The organism is Mycolicibacterium chlorophenolicum (genome assembly GCF_001044235.1).
GTDB lineage: Bacteria > Actinomycetota > Actinomycetes > Mycobacteriales > Mycobacteriaceae > Mycobacterium > Mycobacterium chlorophenolicum.
In genome coordinates, this window is record NZ_JYNL01000020.1 from 341164 (window position 1) to 363734 (window position 22571).

The following is a 22571-nucleotide window of genomic DNA, read 5'->3' on the forward strand; positions in this document are numbered from 1 at the left end:
CTGTCTACCGACGGCTCTCGACGAGCTTGATCGCCGCGGCTTCGATGGTGTCCTCACTCAACAGGACCTGCAGCGCGGCATCACCGAGCGGAATGAAGCTGTCGTGACTGGCGACGCGAGCCAGCCCGCCCCGGTATCCGCGGTCGATCAGCGCGGTGACGATCCCCTCACTCACCCCGCCGCTCTCCCGCGTCTCGTCCACGACGAGGACGCGGCCCGTCGCGTGGGCCTCTGCGAGGATGTCGGCCACAGGCAACGGCGCCAGCCACCGCAGATCCACGACTCGGGCCGAGATGTCCTGGTCGGCGAGGCGGCGCGTCACCCGCAGGCTCATCGGCACCCCGTTGCCGAACGTGAGAATGGTCAGGTCGTGTCCGTCACCGTAGGTGCGGGTGCTGCCGATCGGCACGGTGTCGCCGCGGTCGGACGCCAGCCACAGGTCGTCGCCGTCGTCGTACAGATCACGGGTGTGATAGAGCGCGATCGGTTCGAGGAACAGGCACACGACGCCCGCGGCGTCGGCAGCGGCGACACACGACCGCAGCATCCCGGCGGCATCGTCGGGTCGCGACGGCGAGGCCACCACCACTCCCGGGAGATCGCGGATCGCCGTGATCGAGTTGTCGTTGTGGAAGTGCCCGCCGAAGCCCTTCTGGTACCCGTATCCCGCGATCCGCACCACCATCGGATTGCGGTACTGCCGATCCGAGAAGAACTGCAGCGTCGCGCCCTCCCCGCGGATCTGGTCAGCCGCGTTGTGCAGGTAGGCCAGGTACTGGATCTCCGGAATCGGCAGCAACCCTGACACACCCGCCCCGAGAGCCAGTCCGAGAATCGACTGCTCGTCGAGCAGTGTGTCGAACACCCGCGCCGTACCAGCGGCTGCCTGCAGTCCGCGCGTCACCCCGTAGACGCCGCCCTTCCTGCCGACGTCCTCGCCGAACACCATCGCGCCGGGACGGGTGCTGAGCACCTCGAGCAGCGCACGGTTGATGGCCTGGGCGACGGTCACCGGCGTCGGGTCGGATAGAGGGGTGTCTACCGCGGTGTCGCGTGTCGCGGCGACGGCGTCTTCGAGGGCGCTGCGCAGCGGGGCCATCACCGCGTGGGCGCTGTCCAGCTGGGCGAACTCGGCCACCTCCGTGGCCAGCGACTGCACCTCGGAGCGCTTGTGCTCATAGGCGTCGAGCACCTGCTGCGGGCTGAGCACACCCGCCTCGATGAGCAGGCGGGCGGTGCACAGCACCGGATCGCGTGAGTAGTCGGCCGCGATCTCGTCACCCTTGCGGTAGCCGGGCTCGTAATCCGATCCCGCGTGGCCCATCAACCGCACGGTGCGCAGGTGCAGGAACGCCGGCCGGCGCTGCTCACGCACATAGTCCGCGGCCTGTCCGGCAACGGTCAGCACCTCGCAGATATCCGTTCCGTCGGCGGTGAAGTAGCGCAGATCGGCACGGCCTTGGTAGGTCCGGGCGATCCATCCCTGCGGTGTCTTGACACTGATCCCGATTCCGTTGTCCTCGCACACGAACAGCAGCGGGAGCGGAATGCCTTGGTAGGAGGTGTGCATGGCGGCGTTGATGGCGCCGACCGCCGTCGAATGATTGGCAGACGCATCCCCGAAACTGCACACCGCGAGAGCGTCAGCGGGCCAGGGACATTCGACCCCCAGCTTGCGTGACCGCGCGATCGAGAACGCCACGCCGAGCGCCCGCGGCAGGTGTGAGGCGATGGTCGAGGTCTGCGGTATGACGTGCAGATCGTGACGGCCGAACACCTTGTGCCGGCCCCCGGAGATGGGCTCGTCGATCGCGGCGACCATCCCGAGAAGGACGTCGCGGAGGGCCTCGCTGCCGTCCACCTGATGGGCGCGGGCCAGGAAGAAGCCGCCGGAACGGTAGTGCAACAGCGCTGGGTCGGTCGGGCGCAATGCCGCCGCGACAGCGGCGTTGCTCTCGTGACCGGACGAACCGATCGTGTAGAAGCCCTTGCCCTTCGACCGCAGCCAGCGGGCGGCGAGGTCGAGATGCCTGCTCCCGAGCTGCGCATCGAACACGTCGAGGCACCGTTGCGCTGAAAAGCCCTGCAGCACGTCGGCGTTCGCGGCACTCGGGGCAGCCGGCCCCGACAGTGTCGCGGTGAAGTACTCGTCGATGGGTTCGGCCACGGCGACTCCCTAGCGCTCAGCGGAACGCGGCGATGCCCGTGAGGGCCTGCCCGATCATCCGAGTATGCCTCTCACCGGTGTCCTCAGAGGTCGGTACCGACTCCGGAATGTCCGTGGCGGTACCGACCACCCCCGCGTCACCGCAACTGCTGCGCCAGGAACGGCGTCGAGTCGGGCAGCGAGGCCAGCACCGTGCCGCTGTGGTCCTCCTCGGGGTAGACCTTCAACGTGGCGGGTTGGCCGTTGGCCACCAGCTGATCGAAGAAGCGCTCGGACATGATCGGCGGCACGTCGGTGTCGCGCAACCCGACACCGAGCAGCATCGGCCGGTCGTAGCCGGTCGCCGGCAACNGCTCTGCCTCAGCGAGCTTTCCACCCTGCTGTCGGCGAAGAACTGCGGCGGCGCCATCCCCGACAGCAGGGTGGAAAGCTCGCTGAGGCAGAGCGTTTCGGCGGCCCGCGCGGCGTCGCGACCGGCGGGCGTCAGGACCCGGTCCACGTTCAGCTCCGGTCGCGCGTCGCGCAGCGACGCGAGGATGTAGGCCGTGTAGGCGTTCGCCACCGGCGCCAGATCCGGCGGGACGGCCATGTCCGGCCCGGCCTGCGTGACCAGTCCCGCGATGGTGGCCGGCGTACCGGTGGCGACCACCCCGCGATAGTCCACGTCGGAGCCGGCGCTGAAATCGGTTGCCCACCGTGCGGTGGCGACCGCTGCTCCCCCGCCCTGTGACTGCCCGACCACCGCCCACTGCGGCGCCAGCGGCAGTCCCATCCGGTGGGCCGCGAGCACCGAGTCGACGACGCCGTGGGCGGTGGTCTCGCTGTTGAGATAACTCATCAGCCCGGGCGTGCCGAGCCCGGCGTAGTCGCTGCCCACCACGGCGTACCCCTGGTCGAGCCAGTGGCTGAGGTACTCGTCGTCACGCGCGCTGCGCGGGCGCGCCGACGGTGTGCAGTCGTCGCCGAGGCCCACGGTGCCGTGCGCCCAGGCCACCACCGGCCAACCGCCTTCGGGCGCAGGGGTCTTGGGGGTGAACACCGCGGCGGTGCTGACCGCCGGCCGGCCGTGCTGGTCGACCGTCGCGTACAGGATGCGGTACGCGCGGGCCGCACCGGTGACCGACAGCCCGGGGTCCAGGTCGGTCACCGAGATCAGGCCGCCCGGCGCGGGAATGGGTCCGTCGTAGTCGCGCGCATCCAGTCCCGACCACTGGGGCGAGGCCGCCGTCGCGACGCCTGGGCCGGCGAGCAGACCCGCCAGCAGCAGGGCAACGATCAGGAAGGCAAGGCGGGCAGAGCTTCTCACGCCCCCACCCTACGCAGCGTGCTCAGTCGAGCTGGTTGCTGACTTCCTTCTCGGCGGCGCCTGCGCCCAGCGCGGCCACCCACCCGGTGATCTGACGGGCGATGTTGCGCTCGGTCAGACCGACGGAGGTGAGCACCTCGCCGCGCGATGCGTGGGCGAAGAACTCCTGCGGGAGCGCGGCGTCGCGGCAGGGGACGTCGATCTCTGCACCCCGCAGCGAGGTCGAGACCGCCGAACCGACACCGCCGTGCACACCGTTGTCCTCCAGGGTGACGACGAGCTTGTGCCGCGCGGCCAGGCTGTGCAGCACCTCGGGCACGGGCAGCACCCAGCGCGGGTCCACGACGGTCACGCCGATGCCCTGGTTACGCAGTCGCTCGGCGATCGCGAGCGCCATCGCGGCGAACGGTCCGACCGCGATGACGAGGACGTCGTCGGACAGGCCGTCGGCCGGCAGCGCCAGCACATCCACCCCGTCACGTCGTTCGATCGCCGAGATGTCTTCTCCGACATCGCCTTTGGGGAAGCGGATGGCGGTCGGACCGTCGTTGACGTCGAGCGCCTCGGCCAGCTCCTCCCGCAGGCGGGCACCGTCGCGCGGCGCCGCGACACGCATGCCCGGCACCACACCGAGGATCGACAGATCCCACATGCCGTTGTGGCTGGCGCCGTCCGGGCCGGTGACGCCCGACCGGTCGAGCACGATCGTCACCGGCAGCTTGTGCAGCGCCACGTCCATCATCACCTGGTCGAACGCGCGGTTGAGGAACGTGGAGTACACGGCGACCACGGGATGCATCCCGCCCATCGCCAGGCCGGCGGCCGAGGTGATCGCGTGCTGCTCGGCGATGCCGACGTCGAAGAACCGGTCCGGGAAGCGATCGCGGAACGCACTGAGCCCGGTCGGGCCGGGCATCGCGGCGGTGATCGCCACGACGTCACGGCGCTTGGCTCCCTGCTGGACCAGCGCCTCGGAGAAGGTCGACGTCCAGCCGGGCCCGGGCACGGTGGTGGCCAGGCCGGTCTCGGGGTCGATGACCCCGCAGGCGTGCATCTGCTCGTCCACGTCGTTCTCCGCGGGCGCGTAGCCCATGCCCTTGTGGGTGACGACGTGCACCACGACGGGCGCGTTGAACGCCCGCGCGTGCCGCAGCGCACTCTCCACCGCGTGCTCGTCGTGCCCGTCGATCGGGCCGACGTATTTCAGGCCGAGGTCGGTGAACATCACCTGGGGCGACAACGCGTCCTTGATGCCGGCCTTCACGCTGTGCATGCACTGGTAGCAGAACTCGCCGATGACGGGCAGGCCGCGCACCGCCTTGCGGCCCTCCTCGAGTACACGCTCGTAGCCGGGCTGCAGCCGCAGGCCCGCCAGGTGCTCGGCGAAGCCGCCGATGGTCGGGGCGTAGCTGCGACCGTTGTCGTTGACGACGATCACGATCGGCCGCTTGGAGGCCGCGATGTTGTTCAACGCCTCCCAGCACATCCCGCCGGTGAGCGCGCCGTCACCGACCACCGCCACGACGTGGCGGTTGCGGTGTCCGCTGAGTTCGAACGCCTTGGCCAGACCGTCGGCGTAGGACAGCGACGAGCTGGCGTGGCTGGACTCGACCCAGTCGTGCTCGCTCTCTTCGCGCGACGGGTAGCCCGACAGGCCGTCCTTCTTGCGCAGCGTCTCGAAGTCCTGGCACCGGCCCGTCAGCATCTTGTGCACGTAGGCCTGGTGGCCGGTGTCGAACAGGATCGGATCGTGCGGGGAGTCGAAGACGCGGTGCAGCGCCAACGTCAGTTCGACGACACCGAGGTTGGGTCCCAGATGCCCGCCGGTCGCCGCGACCTTGTGGATCAGGAAGTCACGGATTTCACGGGCCAGTGCGTCCACCTGTGACTGCGACAGGTGCTGCAGATCAGCGGGACCGCGGATCTGTTCAAGCATCAGATCAGTCTACGCACGGACCTCATGGCCGGTCCTGTCGAGACTGGTACACATCGGGCACCCCGTCGTGGTCGGCATCGAGGGTCTCTTCGCGGTGAATGCGCCGGTAGGCGGCGTTTCTGCTGAGCAGCAGCACAGCCGCGAAACAGGCCGCCAACAGTGATCCGGTCAACACGCCGACTTTCACCAATTCGTCACTTTCGGAGCCCGATCCGTAGGCCAGATCACCGATCAGCAGGGACACGGTGAAACCGATGCCGGCGAGCATGGACACCCCGAGCACGTCGATCCAGCGCAGCGAGGAGTCCAGGCGGGCCCGGGTCAGCGCCGCGAGCACCCGGGTGGTGAGGAAGATCCCGATCGGCTTGCCGGCGACGAGGCCCGCGATGATGCCGAGGGTGATCGGGTGGCTCAGCGCGCGGGCCAGGCCGTCGAGGCCCCCGAAGCTCACGCCCGCGGCGAAGAACGCGAACACCGGGATGGCGAACCCGGCCGAGATCGGGCGCAGCCGGTGCTCGAAGTGCTGGGCCAGGCCGGGTCCGGCGTCCGGCCCTCCCGCGGCCTCGCTGCGCAGCACCGGCACCGTGAACCCGAGCAGGACACCGGCCACCGTGGCGTGCACCCCCGACTCGTGCATCAGCACCCACGTGGCTCCCGCCAGCGGGAGCAGCAGCCACCAGGAGCGGATCCGGCGCTGCACGCACAGCGCGAACAGTCCGAGCGGCAGCAGCACGGCCGCCAGCGCGGTTACGTCGATCTCGTCGGTGTAGAACACCGCGATCACGGTCACCGCCAGCAGATCGTCGACGACGGCCAGGGTCAGCAGGAAGGTGCGCAGCGCCGACGGCAGATGGGTCGAGATCACCGCGAGCACGGCGACGGCGAACGCGATGTCGGTGGCCGTCGGGATGGCCCAGCCGCGCAGCGCCCCGCCTCCGGCGCCGGCGGTGACGGCGACGAAGATCGCCGCGGGGACCACCATGCCGCCGACGGCGGCCGCGATCGGCAGCGCCGCGCGCGCCGGGTCGCGCAGGTCGCCGGCGACGAACTCGCGTTTGAGTTCCAGCCCGACGACGAAGAAGAAGACGGCCAGCAGACCGTCGGCGGCCCAGTCGCCGACCGTGAGGCTCAGGTGCAGTCCGAACGGGTGCCCACCCACCTCGAGATCGCGCAGCGCGAAATAGGTGTCCCGCCACGGCGAATTGGCCCACACCAACGCCGCCGCCGCGGCGAACAGCAGGATGACGCCACCGACGGTCTCCTTGCGCAGGATCTCGGCGACGCGGCTGGTCTCGGTCCAGGTGCCACGGGACAGCAGTGCGCGGCGCACGCGGCGGGGAGGAGAAGTCACGGTTCACCTTCGGTTGACGTCAACGAATCGTCGCCGACCAGACTTCCCGGCACACCTGCGCTCACCTTAGCCCCGGGTGAGCGCCGCCACGCACTCGACGTGGTGGGTCAGCGGGAACGAGTCGAACACCCGCAGCTGCTCGACCTGATAGCCGCGTTCCCGGTACAGGCCGATGTCGCGCGCGAAAGATGCTGCCTCGCAACCGATGTGAACGATGCGCGGCACCTCGGCGGCGGCCAGCTGATCGATCACGTCGCGCCCCGCGCCGGTGCGGGGCGGATCGAGCACCGCGACGTCGGCCCGCGTCGAGGTGCGCTCCAGCGCCCGGCGCACCGAATCGGTGACCACCGAGACGGTGTCCAGATCGGCCAGCGCGGTGCGCGCCGCCCGCGAGGCGCCGCGTGAGGTGTCGACGCTGAGCACCTGTCCGGTCTCCCCGACCGCGCCCGCCAGCGCCGCCGCGAACACGCCCGCACCGCCGTAGAGGTCCCACGCGGTCATACCCGGTTCGAGCTGCGCCCACTCGCTCACCAAAGCGCTGTAGAGCTCCGGGGCGTCCCGGTGGGCCTGCCAGAACGCCGTCACCGGCACCCGCCACGTCCGCCCGGCGACCCGCTGCACGGTGTCGTAGTCCCCCTCGACCACCTCGGTCCGCCGGCCCCGGCCCGCGACCACCACGTGGCGCCCGCCCTCGGCGTCGATCGCCACGTGCACGGCCGCATCGGAGGGCCACGACCGTTGCGCGACGTCGGCCAGCATGCCGGCGGGCAGCTGCGCGCAATCGAGCCGGTGCACCAGTTCGGCGCTGTGATACCGGTGGAACCCGGCCCGCCCGTCCGCGGAGACGTCGAGACGCACCCGCGTCCGCCACCCGGTGTGGCCGGTCTCCCCCACCGCCTCGGCGGTCGCGTCCTCCTCGGCGCGCCAGTGGTAATTACCCAGCCGCGCAAGCTGATTGGCGACCACGGCGCCCTTGAGCCGGCGTGCCGCGGCAGGTTCGGCGAACGCGAGGTCGCAACACCCTGCACCGTCCACCCCGGCGATCGGGCACCACGGCTCGACGCGGTCGGGCGACGGTTCGAGCACCTCGAGCACCTCGGCGTTCCAGTACTTTTCGCGCGCCGCCGCGCTGCGCACCACCCGCGCCCGCACCGTCTCCCCCGGCAGGGCGTAGCGCACGAACACCACCCGGCCGTCGTGGCGGGCCACGCAGCTGCCGCCGTTGGCGGCGGCCCCGGTGGTCAGGATCAGTTCGTCCGGCCGCTCATCGCTCAATCCAGGAACCCCTTGCGCGCGTCGCCGGGTGCGGACTGCGGCGCGAGTTTCTTCAGCCGCTCCGACGAGGACAGCTGCCAGGGCACCGAGGTCACCATGACGTTGGGCTCGAACAGCAGCCGGCCCTTCAAGCGCAGCGCGCTCTGGTTGTGCAGCACCTGCTCCCACCAGTGGCCGACGACGTACTCGGGGATGAACACCGTCACCACCGTGCGCGGTGAATCCTTGCTGACCCGTTTGACGTACTCGAGCACCGGCCGGGTGATCTCGCGATACGGCGAGGCGATCACCTTGAGCGGCACGCTGATGTCACTGGCCTCCCACTTGTGCACCAGTTCGCGAGTCTCGGCGTCGTCGACGCTGACCGTGATCGCCTCCAGCACGTCGGGCCGGGTGGCCCGCGCATAGGCCAGCGCCCGCAGGGTGGGCAGGTGGACGTTGGACACCAGTACGACCGCGTGGTTGCGGCTGGGCAGCACGATGTCCACGGTCTCGGCGGCGCGGGCCTCGAGCTCCCGGCTGACCGATGCATAGTGCTTGTGGATCAACTTCATGATGACGAACAATGCGCCCATCGCCAGGATCGCGATCCAGGCACCCACCAGGAACTTGGTGAGCACCACGATGATCAGCACGGTGCCGGTGCACAGGAAGCCGATGGTGTTGATCACCCGGGACCGCATCATCCGGGCCCTCGCCGGACCGTCGGTTTCGGTGCGCAGCAACCGCGTCCAGTGCCGCACCATGCCGATCTGGCTGAGCGTGAAGGACACGAACACCCCGACGATGTAGAGCTGGATCAGCGCGGTCACCTGAGCCTGGAACGCCACGATGAACGCGACCGCACCGAACGCCAGGAACAGGATGCCGTTGGAGAACGCGAGCCGGTCACCCCGGGTGTGCAGCTGGCGCGGCAGGTAACGGTCTTGCGCCAGAATCGAACCCAGCACCGGGAACCCGTTGAACGCGGTGTTGGCGGCCAGCACCAGGATGAGCGCGGTGACGCCGGTGATCAGGTACAGCCCGATCGGGAAGTCGTGGAACACCGCGTCGGCGAGCTGGGCCACCAGCGTCTTCTGCTGATAGTCCGGCGGGGCCCCGCCGAGCTGTTCGAGCGGTCGCTCGGCGATCTGCGCCCCGGTCGCCTTGGCCAGCATGATGATGCCCATGAACAGCGTGATCGCGATGACACCCAGCAGCAGCAGGGTGGTCGCGGCATTGCGCGACTTGGGTTTCTGGAACGCGGGCACCCCGTTGCTGATCGCCTCCACCCCGGTCAGTGCCGCGCTGCCCGACGAGAACGCGCGGGCAATGAGGAACACCAGCGCGAAGCCCAGGACGTCGCCGTGCTCGGAATGCATCTCGAAACCGGCCGATTCGGCGCGCAGATGGTGACCCAGCACGTAGATCTGGAAGAACCCCCAGGCCAGCATGATGTACATGCCGATCATGAAGGCGTAGGTGGGAATCGCGAAGGCGGTCCCCGATTCGCGGATGCCGCGCAGGTTCAGCGATGCCAGGATCGTGATCGCCGCGATCGCGAACCACACCTTGTGCTGGTCGACGAACGGGATCGCCGAGCCGATGTTCGACATCGCCGAGGACATCGACACCGCGACGGTCAGCACGTAGTCGACCAGCAGCGCGCTGGCGACCGTCAGCCCCGCGGTGGGGCCCAGGTTGGTCGTCACCACCTCGTAGTCGCCGCCGCCGGACGGGTAGGCGTGCACGTTCTGCCGGTAGCTCGCGATCACGATCATCATCACCGCGGCGACCACCAGACCGATCCACGGCGCCAACGAGTACGCGGACAGGCCCGCGACCGACAGCACCAGGAAGATCTCCTCGGGGGCGTACGCGACGGAGGACAGCGCGTCGGAGGCGAAGACCGGAAGCGCGATCCGCTTGGGCAACAGGGTGTGCGCCAGCTTGTCGCTGCGGAACGGCCGGCCCAGTACGAGCCGCCGCGCGGCCGTCGAAAGCTTGGACACGAGTGCCAAGGGTAAGCCCGACGGTCACCGGACGCTGCAAAGCTGTAGCGTTCCCCTGAGCACTCCGTGGCGGTAGGTGCCAGACCGCCGCGTTCGGCCCCGCCGGAAAGGACACCCCAGGTGCGTGTAGTGGTGATGGGATGCGGCCGGGTGGGCGCCTCCCTGTCCGACAGTCTGGCCCGGATCGGCCACGACGTCGCCGTCATCGACCGCGACGCGACGGCCTTCCACCGGCTGTCCCCCGAGTTCTCCGGCGAACGCGTGCTGGGCATGGGGTTCGACCGCGACGTGCTGATCCGGGCGGGAATCGAGGGCGCGGCGGCGTTCGCGGCGGTGTCCTCGGGCGACAACTCCAACATCATCTCCGCGCGGGTGGCGCGGGAGACCTTCGGCGTGCAGCGCGTGGTCGCGCGCATCTACGACGCCAAGCGCGCCGCGGTCTACGAGCGGCTGGGCATCCCGACGGTGGCGACGGTGCCGTGGACCACCGATCGGCTGCTCAACGTGCTGATCCGTGAGACCGAGACCACCAAGTGGCGCGACCCTTCCGGCAACGTCGGCGTCGCCGAGCTCGCCCTGCACGAGAATTGGGTGGGCCGCCGCCTGACCGATCTGGAAGCCGCCACATCGGGCCGGGCCGCGTTCATCATCCGATTCGGCGCCGGTCTGCTGCCCGACGCGAAAACCGTGATCCAGGCCGGAGATCAGGTGTACCTGGCGGCGATCTCAGGGCACATCGCCGAAGCGCTGGCCATTGCGGCGCTGCCGCCGAGCGAGGAGGCGGAGTGAAAGTCGCCATCGCCGGGGCCGGCGCCGTCGGCCGGTCCATCGCCCGCGAACTGGTGGAGTCGCACGACGTCACGCTGCTGGAACGCAACCCCGAGCACATCGACGTCGAGGCGATCCCCGCGGCGCACTGGCGCCTCGGCGACGCCTGCGAGTTGAGCCTGCTGGAGTCGGTCGGGCTCCACGAGTTCGACGTCGTGATCGCCGCGACCGGCGACGACAAGGCCAACGTCGTGCTCAGCCTGCTGTCGAAGACCGAGTTCGCGGTGCCCCGCGTGGTGGCCCGCGTCAACGATCCGCGCAACGAGTGGCTGTTCGACGAGGCGTGGGGTGTCGACGTCGCGGTGTCCACTCCGCGCATGCTGGCCTCGCTGGTCGAGGAGGCGGTGTCGGTCGGGGATCTGGTGCGGCTGATGGAGTTCCGCAAGGGGCAGGCCAATCTCGTCGAGATCACGCTGCCCGACGACACCCCGTGGGGCGGCAAGCCCGTCAAGCGGCTGGAGTTGCCGCGTGACGCCACGCTGGTGACGATTCTGCGCGGGCCCCGGGTGATCGTGCCCGAGCGTGACGAACCGCTCGAGGGGGGCGACGAGTTGCTGTTCGTCGCCGTCGCCGAGGTGGAGGACCAACTGCGCGAACTGCTGCTGCATCCGCAGCAGCGCTGAGGCCGCCGCTCAGCTGCTCTCGTGCACCGCGTCGTCGGTGCCGGCCGGCGTCTGGGCGCGCACCGCCCGCTGCGCGGCACGGATCGCGCCGTAGGTGACCAGAGCAGCGATCGCGGTCAGCGGCCACCCCATCGCGATGCGGGCGACGCCGAGCCATCCCGTCTGGTCCTCTTCATAGAGGTGCTGCTGCACCAGGAAGCGCGACGCGAACACCGCCACCCAGACGAGGGTGGCGACGTCGAAGGCGTACACGGCGCGGCGCACGTCGCGCCAGCCCCGGTCCTGGGTGTGCACCCAGCCCCAGATGTAGCCGACGACCGGCCGGCGGATCACCACCGACACGGCGAACACCACCGCCCAGATCAGCGACGTCCAGATGCCGAGCAGGAAGTAGCCTTTGGAGGCGCCGACCAGGTACGCGATCAGCGCGCTGACGCCGACACCGAAGAACCCGGAGATCGCCGGCTGGACGGAGTCCTTGCGGAACAGCCGCCAGAACAGGATCAGCGTCGCGACACCGAGCGCGGCCGCGATGGCCGGCAGCAGCCCGAACGCCGTGGAGACCGGCACGAAGACCACGACCGGCAGTGACGAGTAGATCAGGCCGCTGACGCCACCCATCTGCTCGAGCACGGCGGCGCCACGTGCCGGTGAGGTCTGAGCGCCCGGATCGGTACCGGGTTCGCTCACTTCTGGATCTCGTAGTGGGGGTTGTAGATCGCCTTGGTGCCGTTGTCGAGCTTGCCGACGCGGCCGTGCACCTTGAGCGTGCGGCCGGACTCGATGCCCGGGATGCGGCGCTGGCCCAGCCAGACCAGCATCACCGAATCGGTGCCGTCGAACAGTTCGGCCTTCACGCCGCCCGAGCACCCCTTGCCGTTGCACTCGACGCTGCGCAGGGTGCCGATCATGGTCACCTCTTGGCCGCGATGGCAGTCGATCGCCTTCTGCGCCCCGGTGCTCGCCACGTCGTCGCTGAGTTCCTCGACGTCGAGCTGTTCCGGGTCCTCGGTCAACCGACGGGTGAGCCGTCGCAGGTAACCCTCGGCCGTGGCCATGGCTTCTCCTGACCTTCTGTCACATCTTTGTGGTACTACCCCAACCAAACGCCACGGTAGACCTCTTGGTTCCCAGATGCGAACCACCGCGGCGGGTCGCAGCGAAGGGTTTTCCACCACCAGGCACGATCGAAACATGGCGGTCGATCTGCGCGGCGTCACCACGGTTCTGCTCCCCGGCACCGGATCGGACGACGACTTCGTCTACCGGGCCTTCTCGCCGGCATTGCACCAGGTCGGAGCGGTCGTCGTGACCCCGCCGCCGCAGCCGCACCGGCTCGTCGAGGGGTACCGCGACGAACTGGCCGGGGCCGCGCGGTCGGGACCGATCGCGGTCGGCGGAGTGTCGATCGGCGCCGCGGTCGCGGCGGCGTGGGCCCTGTCACATCCGGGCCGGGTGGTGGCCGTGCTGGCCGCGCTGCCGGCCTGGACCGGCGAGCCCGACGCCGCACCCGCCGCGCTGGCGGCCCGGCACTCCGCGGCGGTGCTGCGCCGCGACGGCCTGGTGTCGGCGACCGCGGCGATGCAGGCCTCCAGCCCGGCGTGGCTGGCCGCGGAACTCACCCGCTCGTGGGTCGCCCAGTGGCCGGCCCTGCCCGACGCGATGGACGAGGCGGCGCGCTACGTGGCCCCCACTCTCGGCGAATTCGAGGGCCTGGGCGTGCCGATGGGCGTGGTGTCGGCCACCGACGACGCCGTGCACCCGCTGGAGGTCGGCGCTGCCTGGGTGTCCGCGGCGCCGCGCGCCGCACTGCGGACCGTGACGCTCGGCGACGTCGGCGAGGACCCCTCGGTGCTCGGCACTGCGTGCCTGGCCGCGCTGCGTGCCGCCGACCGCGAGGAGCGCTAGCCGCCGGTGATGGTGCGCAGCTGCTGCATCGCCGAGCCCTGGGCCGCGCGCCGCGCCGCCGGGTCGGCCGGGGGCTGCGGCGGCTCAGGCTGCTGCTGCCCCTGAGCCGCGGCGTCGGCCTGCGCCTGGGCCTGCGCCTGCTCGGTGGCCGCCTGCAGCTGGGCGGCCATCTGCTCGGGGAGGGCCACCGGCAGCGGCGTGCGCACCGGCAGCGGGGTGTCGCCCCGGCGGACCACCGTGTCGGCCAGCGCCTCGCGGGCCTGTTCGGCGAGTGCGCCGATGCTCTCCTCGGGTCCGTTGACCACGCAGCGGATCATCCAGCGGTAGCCGTCGACGCCGATGAAACGGACCACGGCCTGCCCCTGGCCCCCCGAACCGACCACCTCGCGGCCCCACGGGCCGTCCTCGATGCTCACCTTCGGCACGTCCTTGCGCAGCGACTCGGCCAGCTCGGAGGCCACCTCGCGCCACAGGCCGGTCGACTTCGGTGCCGCGTAGGCGGCGATGGTGAAGCGGCCGTGCTGCGTCATCACCCACACCGCGCTGGGCACGCCGGTCTCGTTGATCTCGACCTGGACCTGGCCGCCCTCGGGCATCGGGATCAGCACCGAGCCCAGGTCCAGCCGCGCCACCGTCGCGACGTCCGGATCGTCGAAGTCATCGATGTCGAACGGGCCTTCGAGTTCCTCGTCGGCTTCCACTGCTATCACCTCGGGTGTCTCACGCTGTCGCTGTCAGTCGGTCTGAAAGCCATCGTCACAGACTGGCATGCCCGCCGGAAGATCCGTGCCCCCCGTCGCCCCGCGTCGTGTCGGCGAGCCCGGCCTCGTCGAAGCTCGTCACCTCCACCAGCTCCGGCAACTCGACCCGCTGCACCAGCAGCTGGGCGATCCGGTCACCGCGGTGCACCACGATCGGGGTGTGCGGATCGAGGTTGATCAGCGACACCTTGATCTCGCCGCGATAGCCCGCGTCGATGGTCCCGGGACTGTTCACGATCGAAAGGCCAACGCGCGCAGCCAAACCCGATCGCGGATGGACCAGGCCGACCATGCCGTGCGGAATCGCGACCGCGATCCCGGTGCCGACCAGGGCCCGCGCCCCGGGCGCCAGTTCGACATCCTCCGCGCTGTACAGGTCGACACCGGCGTCACCGTCATGGGCACGCTCGGGGAGCGGCAGATCCCGATCGAGACGCACGACCGCCAAAGAACTGGGCACGACGCCAGAGATTACTCTTGGCCGCGTGTCCGACACGCGCGCCACCGCCACCAGCGTTCGCTATCGCGAGCGGCTGTGGGTGCCGTGGTGGTGGTGGCTGCCGGGGCTGGGCCTGGCCGCGCTGATCGCCCTGGAGGTCAACCAGGGCATCGCCGCTCTGCCCGACTGGCTGCCCTACGCCGTGCTGCTGCCGGTGGCGGCGGTCGCGCTGGTGTGGCTCGGCCGCGTCGAACTGCGGGTGGTGCACGACGACGGCGGCACCGAACTGTGGGTCGGTAACGCCCACCTGCCCGCCTCGGTGATCACCCGGGCCGCCGAGGTGCCGCGCTCGGCCAAGTCGGCCGCGCTGGGCCGGCAGCTCGATCCGGCCGCCTACGTCGTGCACCGGGCCTGGGTGGGCCCGCTGGTGCTGCTCGTCCTCGACGATCCGGACGATCCCACGCCCTACTGGCTCGTCAGCGCGCGGCACCCGGATCGGGTGCTCGCCGCGCTGCGCTGACTCTCGTCAGGCTCTCACCCTCAGGCCGCGCAGTCCGAGCAGATCATCATGCCGTTCTTCTCGCTCGCCAGCCGGCTGCGGTGATGCACCAGGAAACAGCTCGAGCACGTGAACTCGTCGGCCTGCTTGGGGATCACCCGCACCGAGAGCTCTTCGCCCGACAGATCGGCGCCGGGCAGCTCGAACGATTCGGCGGTCTCGGACTCATCGACGTCGACGACAGCAGACTGAGCTTCGTTGCGGCGTGCCTTCAGTTCCTCGAGCGAGTCCTCGGACACGTCGTCGGTCTCGGTGCGCCGTGGGGCGTCGTAATCAGTAGCCATGGCCAGTCCCCTCCGTGAAGCTCTATGCAGCGTTGCTTTGTACCAGCGTCGAACGCATCCACCAAACGATTCGTGCCCGTATTGACACCGGTTCTAATGTGATTTACGTCACAGAAGTCGCCATCCGTCCGTTGATGCCGGTCGGAGCCCCGCACACCCTAGCTCTAGAGTCTGTGGCGTGGTCGCGCAAATCACCGAAGGCACGGCGTTCGACAAACACGGGCGCCCGTTCCGCCGCCGGAGCTTCCTGCCCGGGGCGCTGATGTTCGCCGCGCTGGCGGTGGCGGCGCTGCTGGTCTGGGTGATCGCGCTCTCCCAGCCGCCGGACGTGCGCGAGGTCGCCGTCTGCAACCCGCCGCCGGCACCGGCGGATCCCAACGCGCCGGCTCCCACCCTGGGTGAACAGGTGTCGCGCCAGAACATGACCGACGTGACACCCGCCAAGCTCGCCGACACCCGCATCCGGGTGCTCAACACCAGCGGGCAGGGCGGGCAGGCCGCCGAAGTGGCCGGCGCGCTGCGGGATCTCGGCTTCACCGATCCCGAGGCCGCCAACGACCCTGTCTACACCGGCACCCGATTGCAATGCCAGGGTCAGATCCGGTTCGGTCCGGCCGGACGCGCCGCGGCGGCGTCGTTGTGGCTGGTCGCGCCCTGCACCGAGCTGTTCCAGGATCAGCGCACCGACGACACGGTCGACCTGGCGATCGGCACCGACTTCACCGAACTCGCCCACAGCGACGACATCGACGCGGTGCTGGCCAGCCTGATGCCCGACGCCACCCAGCCTGCCGACCCGTCGCTGCTGAGCAAGATCCACACCCAGACCTGCTGAGCTACTGCCGGCGCGGATCCAGCCCGCTGCGCAGCAGCGCCTCGTCGAACTCCGCGGCCAGACCCGGCGCGGCGGCGACCATCAGACCGGGTCCGCCCTGCCCGGGCGCCCGCACCACCGCACCCGCCTCGGCCGCGATCAGCGCACCGGCGGCCCAGTCCCAGACATGCACCCCGTCCTCGTAGTACGCGTCGAGTCGGCCCGCGGCCACCATGCACAGGTCCAGCGCGCAGGAACCGATCCGGCGCACGTCGCGGATCTCCGGGAGCAACGCCGCCATCACCGCGCCCTGGCGACGGCGATCCTCCGGCTGGTAGGAGAAGCCGGTGCCGACCAGCGCCATCGACAGCGACGTCGCGGCACTGCACCGCAACGCCGTCGTCTGCCCGTCCCGCGTCACCTGTGCGCCGTTGCCCAGCGCCGCCGAGAACACCGCACCCGCCGCGACGTCGGCGACCGCCCCGGCCACCGACACCCCGCCCCGCTGCACGCCGACCGACACCGCGAAGGCCTCGATCCCGTAGACGAAGTTCACGGTGCCGTCGATCGGATCCAGCACCCAGGTGAGTCGGCCGTCGTCGGCGCCCTCCGGGCCGCCTTCCTCCTCCCCGAGGATCGCCTCGCCGGGGCGCAGTTCGGCCAGCCGATTCCGCAGCAGGCGCTCGGTCTCGGTGTCGACGACGGTGACGGGGTCGGTCGGGGTGCTCTTCGCCCTGACCGCGCCGTCCTGGTCGGCACCGCCCGCGCCGTCGAACACCTCGGTGCGGCGGCGCCGGACGAAGGCCGCCGCCTCCGCGGCCAACTGCTCGGCCACCGCGCGCGCGGACGCCGGGTCGGTGTCGATGTCGCTCACCCGACCATCGCAACACATCCGCGGGCGCGGCGGCGGTCCGGGATGCACGACTGGCCCCCATCGCAATTCGCGAGCCGATAGTGTGTGCACCACCGGCGCCGCCCACCTGCGCAGAGGAGCCTGCATTGACCGTCACCGACTCGCCCGCCTCTGCATCCGACAGCCCGCGCCGCGGTTTCGGCGTCGACGTCGGCGGCAGCGGCGTCAAAGGCGGCATCGTCGATCTCGACACCGGACAGTTGATCGGTGAGCGCTACAAACTGCTGACCCCGCAGCCGTCCACCCCGGACGCGGTCGCCGCCACCATCGCCGAGGTGGTCAAACACTTCGGCTGGGAGGGCCCGCTGGGAGTGACCTACCCCGGCGTGGTGACCAACGGGATCGTGCGCACCGCCGCCAACGTCGACAAAGGATGGATCGGCGTGAACGCCGCCGAGGTGATCGGCGCGGCGCTCGGTGGCCGGCAGGTGACGGTGCTCAACGACGCCGACGCCGCCGGACTCGCCGAGGAGAAGTTCGGCGCCGGCAGCGGGCACACCGGGGTCATCGTGTTGCTCACGTTCGGCACCGGCATCGGGTCGGCGGTGATCCACAACGGCGTGTTGCTGCCCAACACCGAGTTCGGCCACCTCGAAGTCGGCGGCAAGGAGGCCGAACACCGCGCGGCGAGTTCGGTCAAGGAGCGCAAGGACTGGAGCTACGAGCGGTGGACCGAGGAGGTCACGAAAGTCCTGGTCGCCATCGAGAACGCCATCTGGCCCGACCTGTTCATCGCCGGCGGCGGCATCAGCCGCAAGGCCGACAAATGGATTCCGATGCTGAAGAATCGCACCCCGGTGGTGGCCGCGGCGCTGCAGAACAGCGCAGGCATCGTCGGTGCGGCGATGGCCGCCGACGTCGACGTCACCACTACTGCCCGGTAACCGGCGCGGCGCGCCGTCAAATTTGCCGCTCGGCACGGTGCGCACCCACACTGTCGTTACAATGGTCGACGGCGGCCGCCTACACCGAACAGCGGCGGAGCATCCCAGTTGAGATCGTCGCCGACATTCGACATAGCCGACACTTTTCGGCGGCGCACGAGTGCGCGCCGAAACCCGCACGATTGGAAGGGTGTACGTGGCAGCGACAAAGGCAAGCCCGGCAACCGATGAGCCGGTGAAGCGGCCCGCCGCCAAGACCCCCGCGAAGAAGGCGCCCGCCAAGGCGGCCAACGGCACTGCGCCCGCGAAGAAAGCCGCCAAGGCCGCTCCGGTGAAGGCCGCCAAGCGGGCCGCGAAGTCCGCCGACGCCCCCGCCGGCCGCGGGCGCGCCAAGAAGGGTGCCGCCGAGTCCGTCGACACCGATCTGGTCGCCGACGACCTGGAGACCACCGACGACCTCGAAGCCGAACCCGGCGAGGACCTCGACGTCGAGGACGGCGATCTCGAACTCGACGACATCGAGGTCGAGGACACCGACGACGACGCGGCCGCCGACGACGAGGACACCGACGAGGCCGAGGACGGTACCGCCGCGGCCGCGGCGACGCCCGCCGCACCCGGCAAGGTCGTCAAGGAAGCCGACGACGACATCGCCGAGCCGTCCGAGAAGGACAAGGCGTCCGGCGACTTCGTCTGGGACGAAGAGGAATCCGAGGCGCTGCGGCAGGCCCGCAAGGACGCCGAGCTCACCGCGTCGGCCGACTCGGTGCGCGCCTACCTCAAGCAGATCGGCAAGGTCGCGCTGCTCAACGCCGAGGAAGAGGTGGAGCTCGCCAAGCGCATCGAGGCGGGCCTGTACGCGACGCAGCTGATGGCCGAGCTCGCCGAGAAGGGCGAGAAGCTCCCGGCCGCGCAGCGGCGCGACATGATGTGGATCTGCCGCGACGGCGACCGCGCGAAAAACCATCTGCTGGAAGCCAACCTGCGCCTGGTGGTGTCGCTGGCCAAGCGCTACACCGGCCGCGGCATGGCGTTCCTGGACCTGATCCAGGAGGGCAACCTGGGCCTGATCCGTGCGGTCGAGAAGTTCGACTACACCAAGGGCTACAAGTTCTCCACGTATGCCACCTGGTGGATCCGTCAGGCCATCACCCGCGCGATGGCCGACCAGGCCCGCACCATCCGCATCCCGGTGCACATGGTCGAGGTCATCAACAAGCTCGGCCGCATCCAGCGCGAGCTACTCCAGGATCTGGGCCGCGAGCCCACACCGGAGGAGCTGGCCAAGGAGATGGACATCACGCCGGAGAAGGTGCTGGAGATCCAGCAGTACGCGCGTGAGCCCATCTCGCTGGACCAGACCATCGGCGACGAGGGCGATTCGCAGCTCGGCGACTTCATCGAGGACAGCGAGGCCGTGGTGGCCGTCGACGCGGTCTCCTTCACACTGCTGCAGGATCAGCTGCAGTCGGTGCTCGAGACCCTGTCCGAGCGTGAGGCCGGCGTGGTGCGGCTGCGGTTCGGCCTGACCGACGGCCAGCCCCGCACCCTCGACGAGATCGGCCAGGTCTACGGCGTCACCCGCGAGCGCATCCGGCAGATCGAGTCGAAGACGATGAGCAAGCTGCGCCACCCCAGCCGGTCGCAGGTCCTGCGCGACTACCTCGACTAGGTTTCCCGCCAAGCGTCGTCCAAGAAATCTTCAAGTCGGCTGATCTAGATTCGCCGACCATGGGACGAAGACTTCCGCCTGTCCGTCTGATCCAGGTCGTCGACCGCCTGCGCGCGGGTCTGGCCGGCCTGCACCGGTCCACGGCGCCGGGCAATGTCGCCCTGCTGGAGTTGGCCACCGGTGCGTGGACCACGCAGGTGCTCTATGTCGCCGCGAAGCTCGGGATCGCCGATCAGTTGGCGGCCGGCCCGCGGCGCGCGGACGACGTGGCCGCCGCGGTGGGCGCCGATCCCGACGCGGTGTACCGCCTGATGCGCGCCATGACCAGCCGCGGTGCGCTGCGGGAGCGGCGGGACGGACGGTTCACACTGACCGCCGTCGGCCACGCCCTGCGGGCGGACTCCGAGGGGTCGCTGCGCGACATGGTGCTGTTCATCGGACACCCTGCGCGGTGGGCGGACTGGGGCGCCCTGCTGTATTCGGTGCAGACCGGGGAGCCGGCCGCCGAGATGCTGCGCGGCATGCCCTTTTTCGCCTATCTCGACACCGACCCCGAATTCGCCGAGGTGTTCAACAACGCGATGACGGCCGCCAGCGGCTTGTCGAACGACGTTGCGCTGCAGGCGTACGACTTCTCGAGGTGCCGGCTGGTCGTCGACGTGGGCGGCGGGCACGGGGCGGTCCTGTCGACGATTCTGCGCGGTGCGCCCGACGCCCGGGGCGTGCTGTTCGACCTGCCGGCGGTGGTCGAGGGCGCGGGTGGTCTGCTCGCCGACGCCGGCGTCGCCCACCGGACCGCGATCGAGGGCGGGTCGTTCCTCGAGTCGGTGCCCGCCGGCGGCGACCTCTACGTGATGAAGAACATCATCCACGACTGGGACGACGAGCACTCGCTGACCATTCTGCGCAACATCCGCACCGGGATCGCCGAGGACGGCCGACTGCTCCTGCTGGAAATGGTTCTGCCGGAACGGGCTTCGTCGTTCATCGGGCACATGCTCGATCTCGAGATGCTGCTGATGGTGCACGGCAGGGAACGGACCCGCGCCCAGTACGCCGACCTGCTCAGCCGCGCCGGTTTCCGGCTGACCCGCGTGCTCCCGACGGTCAGCCCGATGTCGGTGATCGAGGCCGTCGCGGTCTAGTCGGCGCTGCGGCCGGCACCACCGGCCCCGCCGGAGCCTCCTGCGCCGCCCTTGGTCCCGCTCGGTCCGCTCCCACCCTGGCCCACAGAGCCCGCCGCTCCCGCACTGCGGTCGCGCGCGCCACCCGTGCCGCCAGAGCCGCCGGTGCCGCCGGTCCCGCCGCCCCCGGTCGATCCGGCCGCGCCGTCGCGTCCGACCGAGCCCTCCTGTTCGCTGCCCCCACCGCCGCGCCCGGCCGCGCCTCCGGCGCCGCCGTCGCCACCCGCACCGCCGCTGCCACCCGAGCCGCCGGCACCGCCGTCTCCCGGGGTCACGGTGCCGCGCACCGGATCGGACAGATCGACACCGCCGTCGCCGCCGTCACCGCCCTGTCCGCCCACCGCGCCGTTGCCGCCGCGGCCGCCCGTGCCACCGGATCCACCGGCACCGCCGGTCCCGGTCAGCTTGCCGGCGGAACCGCCCGCCCCGCCCGCGCCACCGGCCATGCCGGTGTTGCCCGTCGCGCCGGTACCTCCGGCGCCGCCGTCTCCCCCGGTACCGCCGAAGCCGACGGTGGAGCCGATGTCAACCGAGCCGCCGTCACCGCCGTCACCGCCGCGGGCGCCGACCCCGCCGAGCCCGCCGTTGCCGCCCCGGCCACCGAAGACCGCGGCACCGGGCACGAGCTGTTGCGCCACGCCGGCGTTGCCGCCGTCACCGCCCATGCCGCCACCGGCACCGTCACCGCCGTCACCGCCGTCGCCGCTGACGACGAACTGGTGCGGCGCCGCCAGGAAGGCGCTGGCCCCCTGCCCGGTGCCGCCCTGGCCTCCGGACTGGTTGCTGCCGGGCGTTCCGTCGCCGCCCGCGCCGCCGGCCTTGCCGGTGATCGCGCCGTCGACGACGGTGTTCGTGGTCGGGAGTCCGGTGGAGCCCAGGTAGCTCGGGGTGCCCGCGGCGGCGCGTCCCACGGGTGCCGGGTTGGCGCCGTCGAGGCCGGTTCCGCCCGCGCCGCCGTTCCCGCCGTTGCCGCCGTTGCCGTGCAGCGATCCGGCCACACCCCCGGCTCCGCCATTGCCGCCGCGGACACCGGGCCCGCCGTCGGCGCCATCACCCCCGTCGCCGCCGTTACCGGTCTGCGCGAACCTCCCGGCGTTGCCGCCGGCTCCGCCGTCCTGGCCGGGTGAGGTGCCGTCGCCCCCGCGGCCGCCGTCTCCGCCAAAGAGTCCGCCGTTGCCACCTTTGCCGCCGTTTGCGCCGTTTCCGCCGTCGCCCCACAGCAGGCCGCCGTTGCGGCCGTTGCACGCGGCGCCCGTGCAGTCGGCGGGGGCGTCGGCGCCGTCCCCGATCAGCCAGCCGCCGGTCCCGATCATCGGCGCCCGCGTTCCCGCCACGGCGGGGCCCACCGGCGTCGGCCGCGATTCCCGATGTCCCGATCCCGCGGATCCGAGCCACCAAACCTGTTCGGCGCCAGTATCTTCGGTGGACAACAGGGAATCGAAGGAGGCCAGCGCCACCTCACGGTGCGTCGTCGACGGCTCGCCCGGGTGCAGGCTGAGCGCAATCCCGGCGCCGATCATCGCCGCGCCGCCGGTGCCCACCGCCAGCCACTGCCGGACGGTTCCCCGCTGCCGATTCGTTTCCGTCCCGCGCCCGCCATCGGACATGCGCAATCCCCCCGCCGCTGGTGTCATGGATTGCTGGAATCTAACCGGCAAATCCACGAGCCAGTCAAT

At 70.6% G+C, this 22571-nt stretch carries 21 protein-coding genes and 1 pseudogene; 8 read left to right on the forward strand and 14 right to left on the reverse strand.

The window, feature by feature from the left end:
* Nucleotides 1-4 precede the first annotated feature (4 nt).
* The 7 genes and pseudogenes from MCHLDSM_RS09650 to MCHLDSM_RS09675 form a co-directional block, all read right to left on the reverse strand.
* Nucleotides 5-2167, reverse strand: a complete 2163-nt coding sequence (locus MCHLDSM_RS09650; RefSeq protein ID WP_048469863.1) for a thiamine pyrophosphate-dependent enzyme — start codon at nucleotides 2165-2167, stop codon at nucleotides 5-7.
* Nucleotides 2168-2304: 137 nt separating this feature from the next.
* On the reverse strand, nucleotides 2305-2518 hold a 214-nt coding region (locus MCHLDSM_RS39195; RefSeq protein ID WP_234713940.1), incomplete at its 5' end, for an alpha/beta hydrolase family protein.
* A gap of 1 nt (nucleotide 2519) precedes the next feature.
* Nucleotides 2520-3473 (reverse strand): annotated as a pseudogene (locus tag MCHLDSM_RS09655) (lipase family protein); the annotation flags it as partial.
* A gap of 22 nt (nucleotides 3474-3495) precedes the next feature.
* Nucleotides 3496-5409 (reverse strand): 1-deoxy-D-xylulose-5-phosphate synthase, encoded by a 1914-nt coding sequence (gene dxs / locus MCHLDSM_RS09660; protein WP_048469864.1) that lies wholly within the window; start codon nucleotides 5407-5409, stop codon nucleotides 3496-3498.
* Between the two features lie 22 nt (nucleotides 5410-5431).
* Nucleotides 5432-6760 carry a Na+/H+ antiporter NhaA gene (nhaA, locus tag MCHLDSM_RS09665; protein ID WP_048469865.1) on the reverse strand — a complete coding sequence of 443 codons (1329 nt, stop codon included), beginning with the start codon at nucleotides 6758-6760 and terminating at the stop codon, nucleotides 5432-5434.
* Between the two features lie 66 nt (nucleotides 6761-6826).
* Nucleotides 6827-8035: a class I SAM-dependent RNA methyltransferase gene (locus tag MCHLDSM_RS09670; protein ID WP_048469866.1), complete on the reverse strand. Its 1209-nt coding sequence runs from the start codon at nucleotides 8033-8035 to the stop codon at nucleotides 6827-6829.
* Nucleotides 8032-10035, reverse strand: a complete 2004-nt coding sequence (locus MCHLDSM_RS09675; protein ID WP_201780370.1) for an APC family permease — start codon at nucleotides 10033-10035, stop codon at nucleotides 8032-8034. Before MCHLDSM_RS09675 ends, MCHLDSM_RS09670 begins: the two co-directional genes overlap by 4 nt.
* A 111-nt stretch (nucleotides 10036-10146) precedes the next feature.
* Between MCHLDSM_RS09675 and MCHLDSM_RS09680 the strand changes: the two genes are divergently transcribed.
* Both MCHLDSM_RS09680 and MCHLDSM_RS09685 read left to right on the forward strand, forming a co-directional pair.
* The gene (locus MCHLDSM_RS09680) at nucleotides 10147-10815 is read left to right on the forward strand and encodes a potassium channel family protein (protein ID WP_174545654.1); all 669 of its coding nucleotides are present in this window, start codon (nucleotides 10147-10149) and stop codon (nucleotides 10813-10815) included.
* A complete protein-coding gene (locus tag MCHLDSM_RS09685; protein ID WP_048469868.1) occupies nucleotides 10812-11477 on the forward strand; it encodes a potassium channel family protein in 666 nt (221 codons plus the stop codon). Before MCHLDSM_RS09680 ends, MCHLDSM_RS09685 begins: the two co-directional genes overlap by 4 nt.
* 9 nt (nucleotides 11478-11486) lie before the next feature.
* Here the strand turns inward: MCHLDSM_RS09685 and MCHLDSM_RS09690 are convergent, their stop codons facing one another.
* Nucleotides 11487-12167, reverse strand: a complete 681-nt coding sequence (locus tag MCHLDSM_RS09690) for a DUF3159 domain-containing protein (protein WP_048469869.1) — start codon at nucleotides 12165-12167, stop codon at nucleotides 11487-11489.
* The gene (locus MCHLDSM_RS09695; protein WP_048417272.1) at nucleotides 12164-12535 is read right to left on the reverse strand and encodes an OB-fold nucleic acid binding domain-containing protein; all 372 of its coding nucleotides are present in this window, start codon (nucleotides 12533-12535) and stop codon (nucleotides 12164-12166) included. The genes MCHLDSM_RS09690 and MCHLDSM_RS09695 overlap by 4 nt, the downstream gene beginning before the upstream one ends.
* 136 nt (nucleotides 12536-12671) lie before the next feature.
* On the opposite strand from MCHLDSM_RS09695, the gene MCHLDSM_RS09700 reads away from it, so the two are divergent.
* Nucleotides 12672-13385: a hypothetical protein gene (locus MCHLDSM_RS09700; protein ID WP_048469870.1), complete on the forward strand. Its 714-nt coding sequence runs from the start codon at nucleotides 12672-12674 to the stop codon at nucleotides 13383-13385.
* On the opposite strand, the gene MCHLDSM_RS09705 is transcribed toward MCHLDSM_RS09700, so the two are convergent.
* Both MCHLDSM_RS09705 and dut read right to left on the reverse strand, forming a co-directional pair.
* Nucleotides 13382-14086, reverse strand: coding sequence for a DUF3710 domain-containing protein (locus tag MCHLDSM_RS09705; RefSeq protein ID WP_234713941.1), 705 nt, complete (start codon nucleotides 14084-14086; stop codon nucleotides 13382-13384). The genes MCHLDSM_RS09700 and MCHLDSM_RS09705 overlap by 4 nt on opposite strands.
* A gap of 55 nt (nucleotides 14087-14141) precedes the next feature.
* Nucleotides 14142-14606 carry a dUTP diphosphatase gene (dut, locus tag MCHLDSM_RS09710; protein WP_048469872.1) on the reverse strand — a complete coding sequence of 155 codons (465 nt, stop codon included), beginning with the start codon at nucleotides 14604-14606 and terminating at the stop codon, nucleotides 14142-14144.
* Nucleotides 14607-14631: 25 nt separating this feature from the next.
* On the opposite strand from dut, the gene MCHLDSM_RS09715 reads away from it, so the two are divergent.
* Nucleotides 14632-15105, forward strand: coding sequence for a DUF3093 domain-containing protein (locus MCHLDSM_RS09715; RefSeq protein WP_048421186.1), 474 nt, complete (start codon nucleotides 14632-14634; stop codon nucleotides 15103-15105).
* Between the two features lie 20 nt (nucleotides 15106-15125).
* Here the strand turns inward: MCHLDSM_RS09715 and MCHLDSM_RS09720 are convergent, their stop codons facing one another.
* The gene (locus MCHLDSM_RS09720) at nucleotides 15126-15428 is read right to left on the reverse strand and encodes a DUF4193 domain-containing protein (protein WP_043408120.1); all 303 of its coding nucleotides are present in this window, start codon (nucleotides 15426-15428) and stop codon (nucleotides 15126-15128) included.
* A 178-nt stretch (nucleotides 15429-15606) separates the two neighbouring features.
* Between MCHLDSM_RS09720 and cei the strand changes: the two genes are divergently transcribed.
* Nucleotides 15607-16263 (forward strand): envelope integrity protein Cei, encoded by a 657-nt coding sequence (gene cei / locus MCHLDSM_RS09725; RefSeq protein WP_048469873.1) that lies wholly within the window; start codon nucleotides 15607-15609, stop codon nucleotides 16261-16263.
* Between the two features lies 1 nt (nucleotide 16264).
* On the opposite strand, the gene MCHLDSM_RS09730 is transcribed toward cei, so the two are convergent.
* Nucleotides 16265-17134 (reverse strand): inositol monophosphatase family protein, encoded by an 870-nt coding sequence (locus MCHLDSM_RS09730; RefSeq protein WP_048469874.1) that lies wholly within the window; start codon nucleotides 17132-17134, stop codon nucleotides 16265-16267.
* A 107-nt stretch (nucleotides 17135-17241) separates the two neighbouring features.
* Between MCHLDSM_RS09730 and ppgK the strand changes: the two genes are divergently transcribed.
* The 3 genes from ppgK (at nucleotide 17242) to MCHLDSM_RS09745 (ending at nucleotide 20856) form a co-directional block, all read left to right on the forward strand.
* The gene (ppgK, locus tag MCHLDSM_RS09735; RefSeq protein WP_048469875.1) at nucleotides 17242-18039 is read left to right on the forward strand and encodes a polyphosphate--glucose phosphotransferase; all 798 of its coding nucleotides are present in this window, start codon (nucleotides 17242-17244) and stop codon (nucleotides 18037-18039) included.
* Nucleotides 18040-18235: 196 nt separating this feature from the next.
* The gene (locus tag MCHLDSM_RS09740) at nucleotides 18236-19711 is read left to right on the forward strand and encodes an RNA polymerase sigma factor (RefSeq protein WP_048470264.1); all 1476 of its coding nucleotides are present in this window, start codon (nucleotides 18236-18238) and stop codon (nucleotides 19709-19711) included.
* Between the two features lie 59 nt (nucleotides 19712-19770).
* The gene (locus tag MCHLDSM_RS09745) at nucleotides 19771-20856 is read left to right on the forward strand and encodes a methyltransferase (protein WP_048469876.1); all 1086 of its coding nucleotides are present in this window, start codon (nucleotides 19771-19773) and stop codon (nucleotides 20854-20856) included.
* Here MCHLDSM_RS09745 and MCHLDSM_RS40085 read toward each other — a convergent pair.
* Nucleotides 20853-22502 (reverse strand): hypothetical protein, encoded by a 1650-nt coding sequence (locus tag MCHLDSM_RS40085; protein WP_048469877.1) that lies wholly within the window; start codon nucleotides 22500-22502, stop codon nucleotides 20853-20855. The genes MCHLDSM_RS09745 and MCHLDSM_RS40085 overlap by 4 nt on opposite strands.
* Nucleotides 22503-22571: the final 69 nt, after the last annotated feature.

Bases quoted from the DNA above. Each gene is read 5' to 3' on its own strand.
- dxs (WP_048469864.1), bottom strand. From the start codon at position 5,409: ATGCTTGAACAGATCCGCGGTCCCGCTGATCTGCAGCACCTGTCGCAG.
- MCHLDSM_RS09695 (WP_048417272.1), bottom strand. From the start codon at position 12,535: ATGGCCACGGCCGAGGGTTACCTGCGACGGCTCACCCGTCGGTTGACC.
- MCHLDSM_RS09700 (WP_048469870.1), top strand. From the start codon at position 12,672: ATGGCGGTCGATCTGCGCGGCGTCACCACGGTTCTGCTCCCCGGCACC.
- MCHLDSM_RS09720 (WP_043408120.1), bottom strand. From the start codon at position 15,428: ATGGCTACTGATTACGACGCCCCACGGCGCACCGAGACCGACGACGTG.
- MCHLDSM_RS09730 (WP_048469874.1), bottom strand. From the start codon at position 17,134: ATGTGTTGCGATGGTCGGGTGAGCGACATCGACACCGACCCGGCGTCC.
- MCHLDSM_RS09745 (WP_048469876.1), top strand. From the start codon at position 19,771: ATGGGACGAAGACTTCCGCCTGTCCGTCTGATCCAGGTCGTCGACCGC.
- MCHLDSM_RS40085 (WP_048469877.1), bottom strand. From the start codon at position 22,502: ATGTCCGATGGCGGGCGCGGGACGGAAACGAATCGGCAGCGGGGAACC.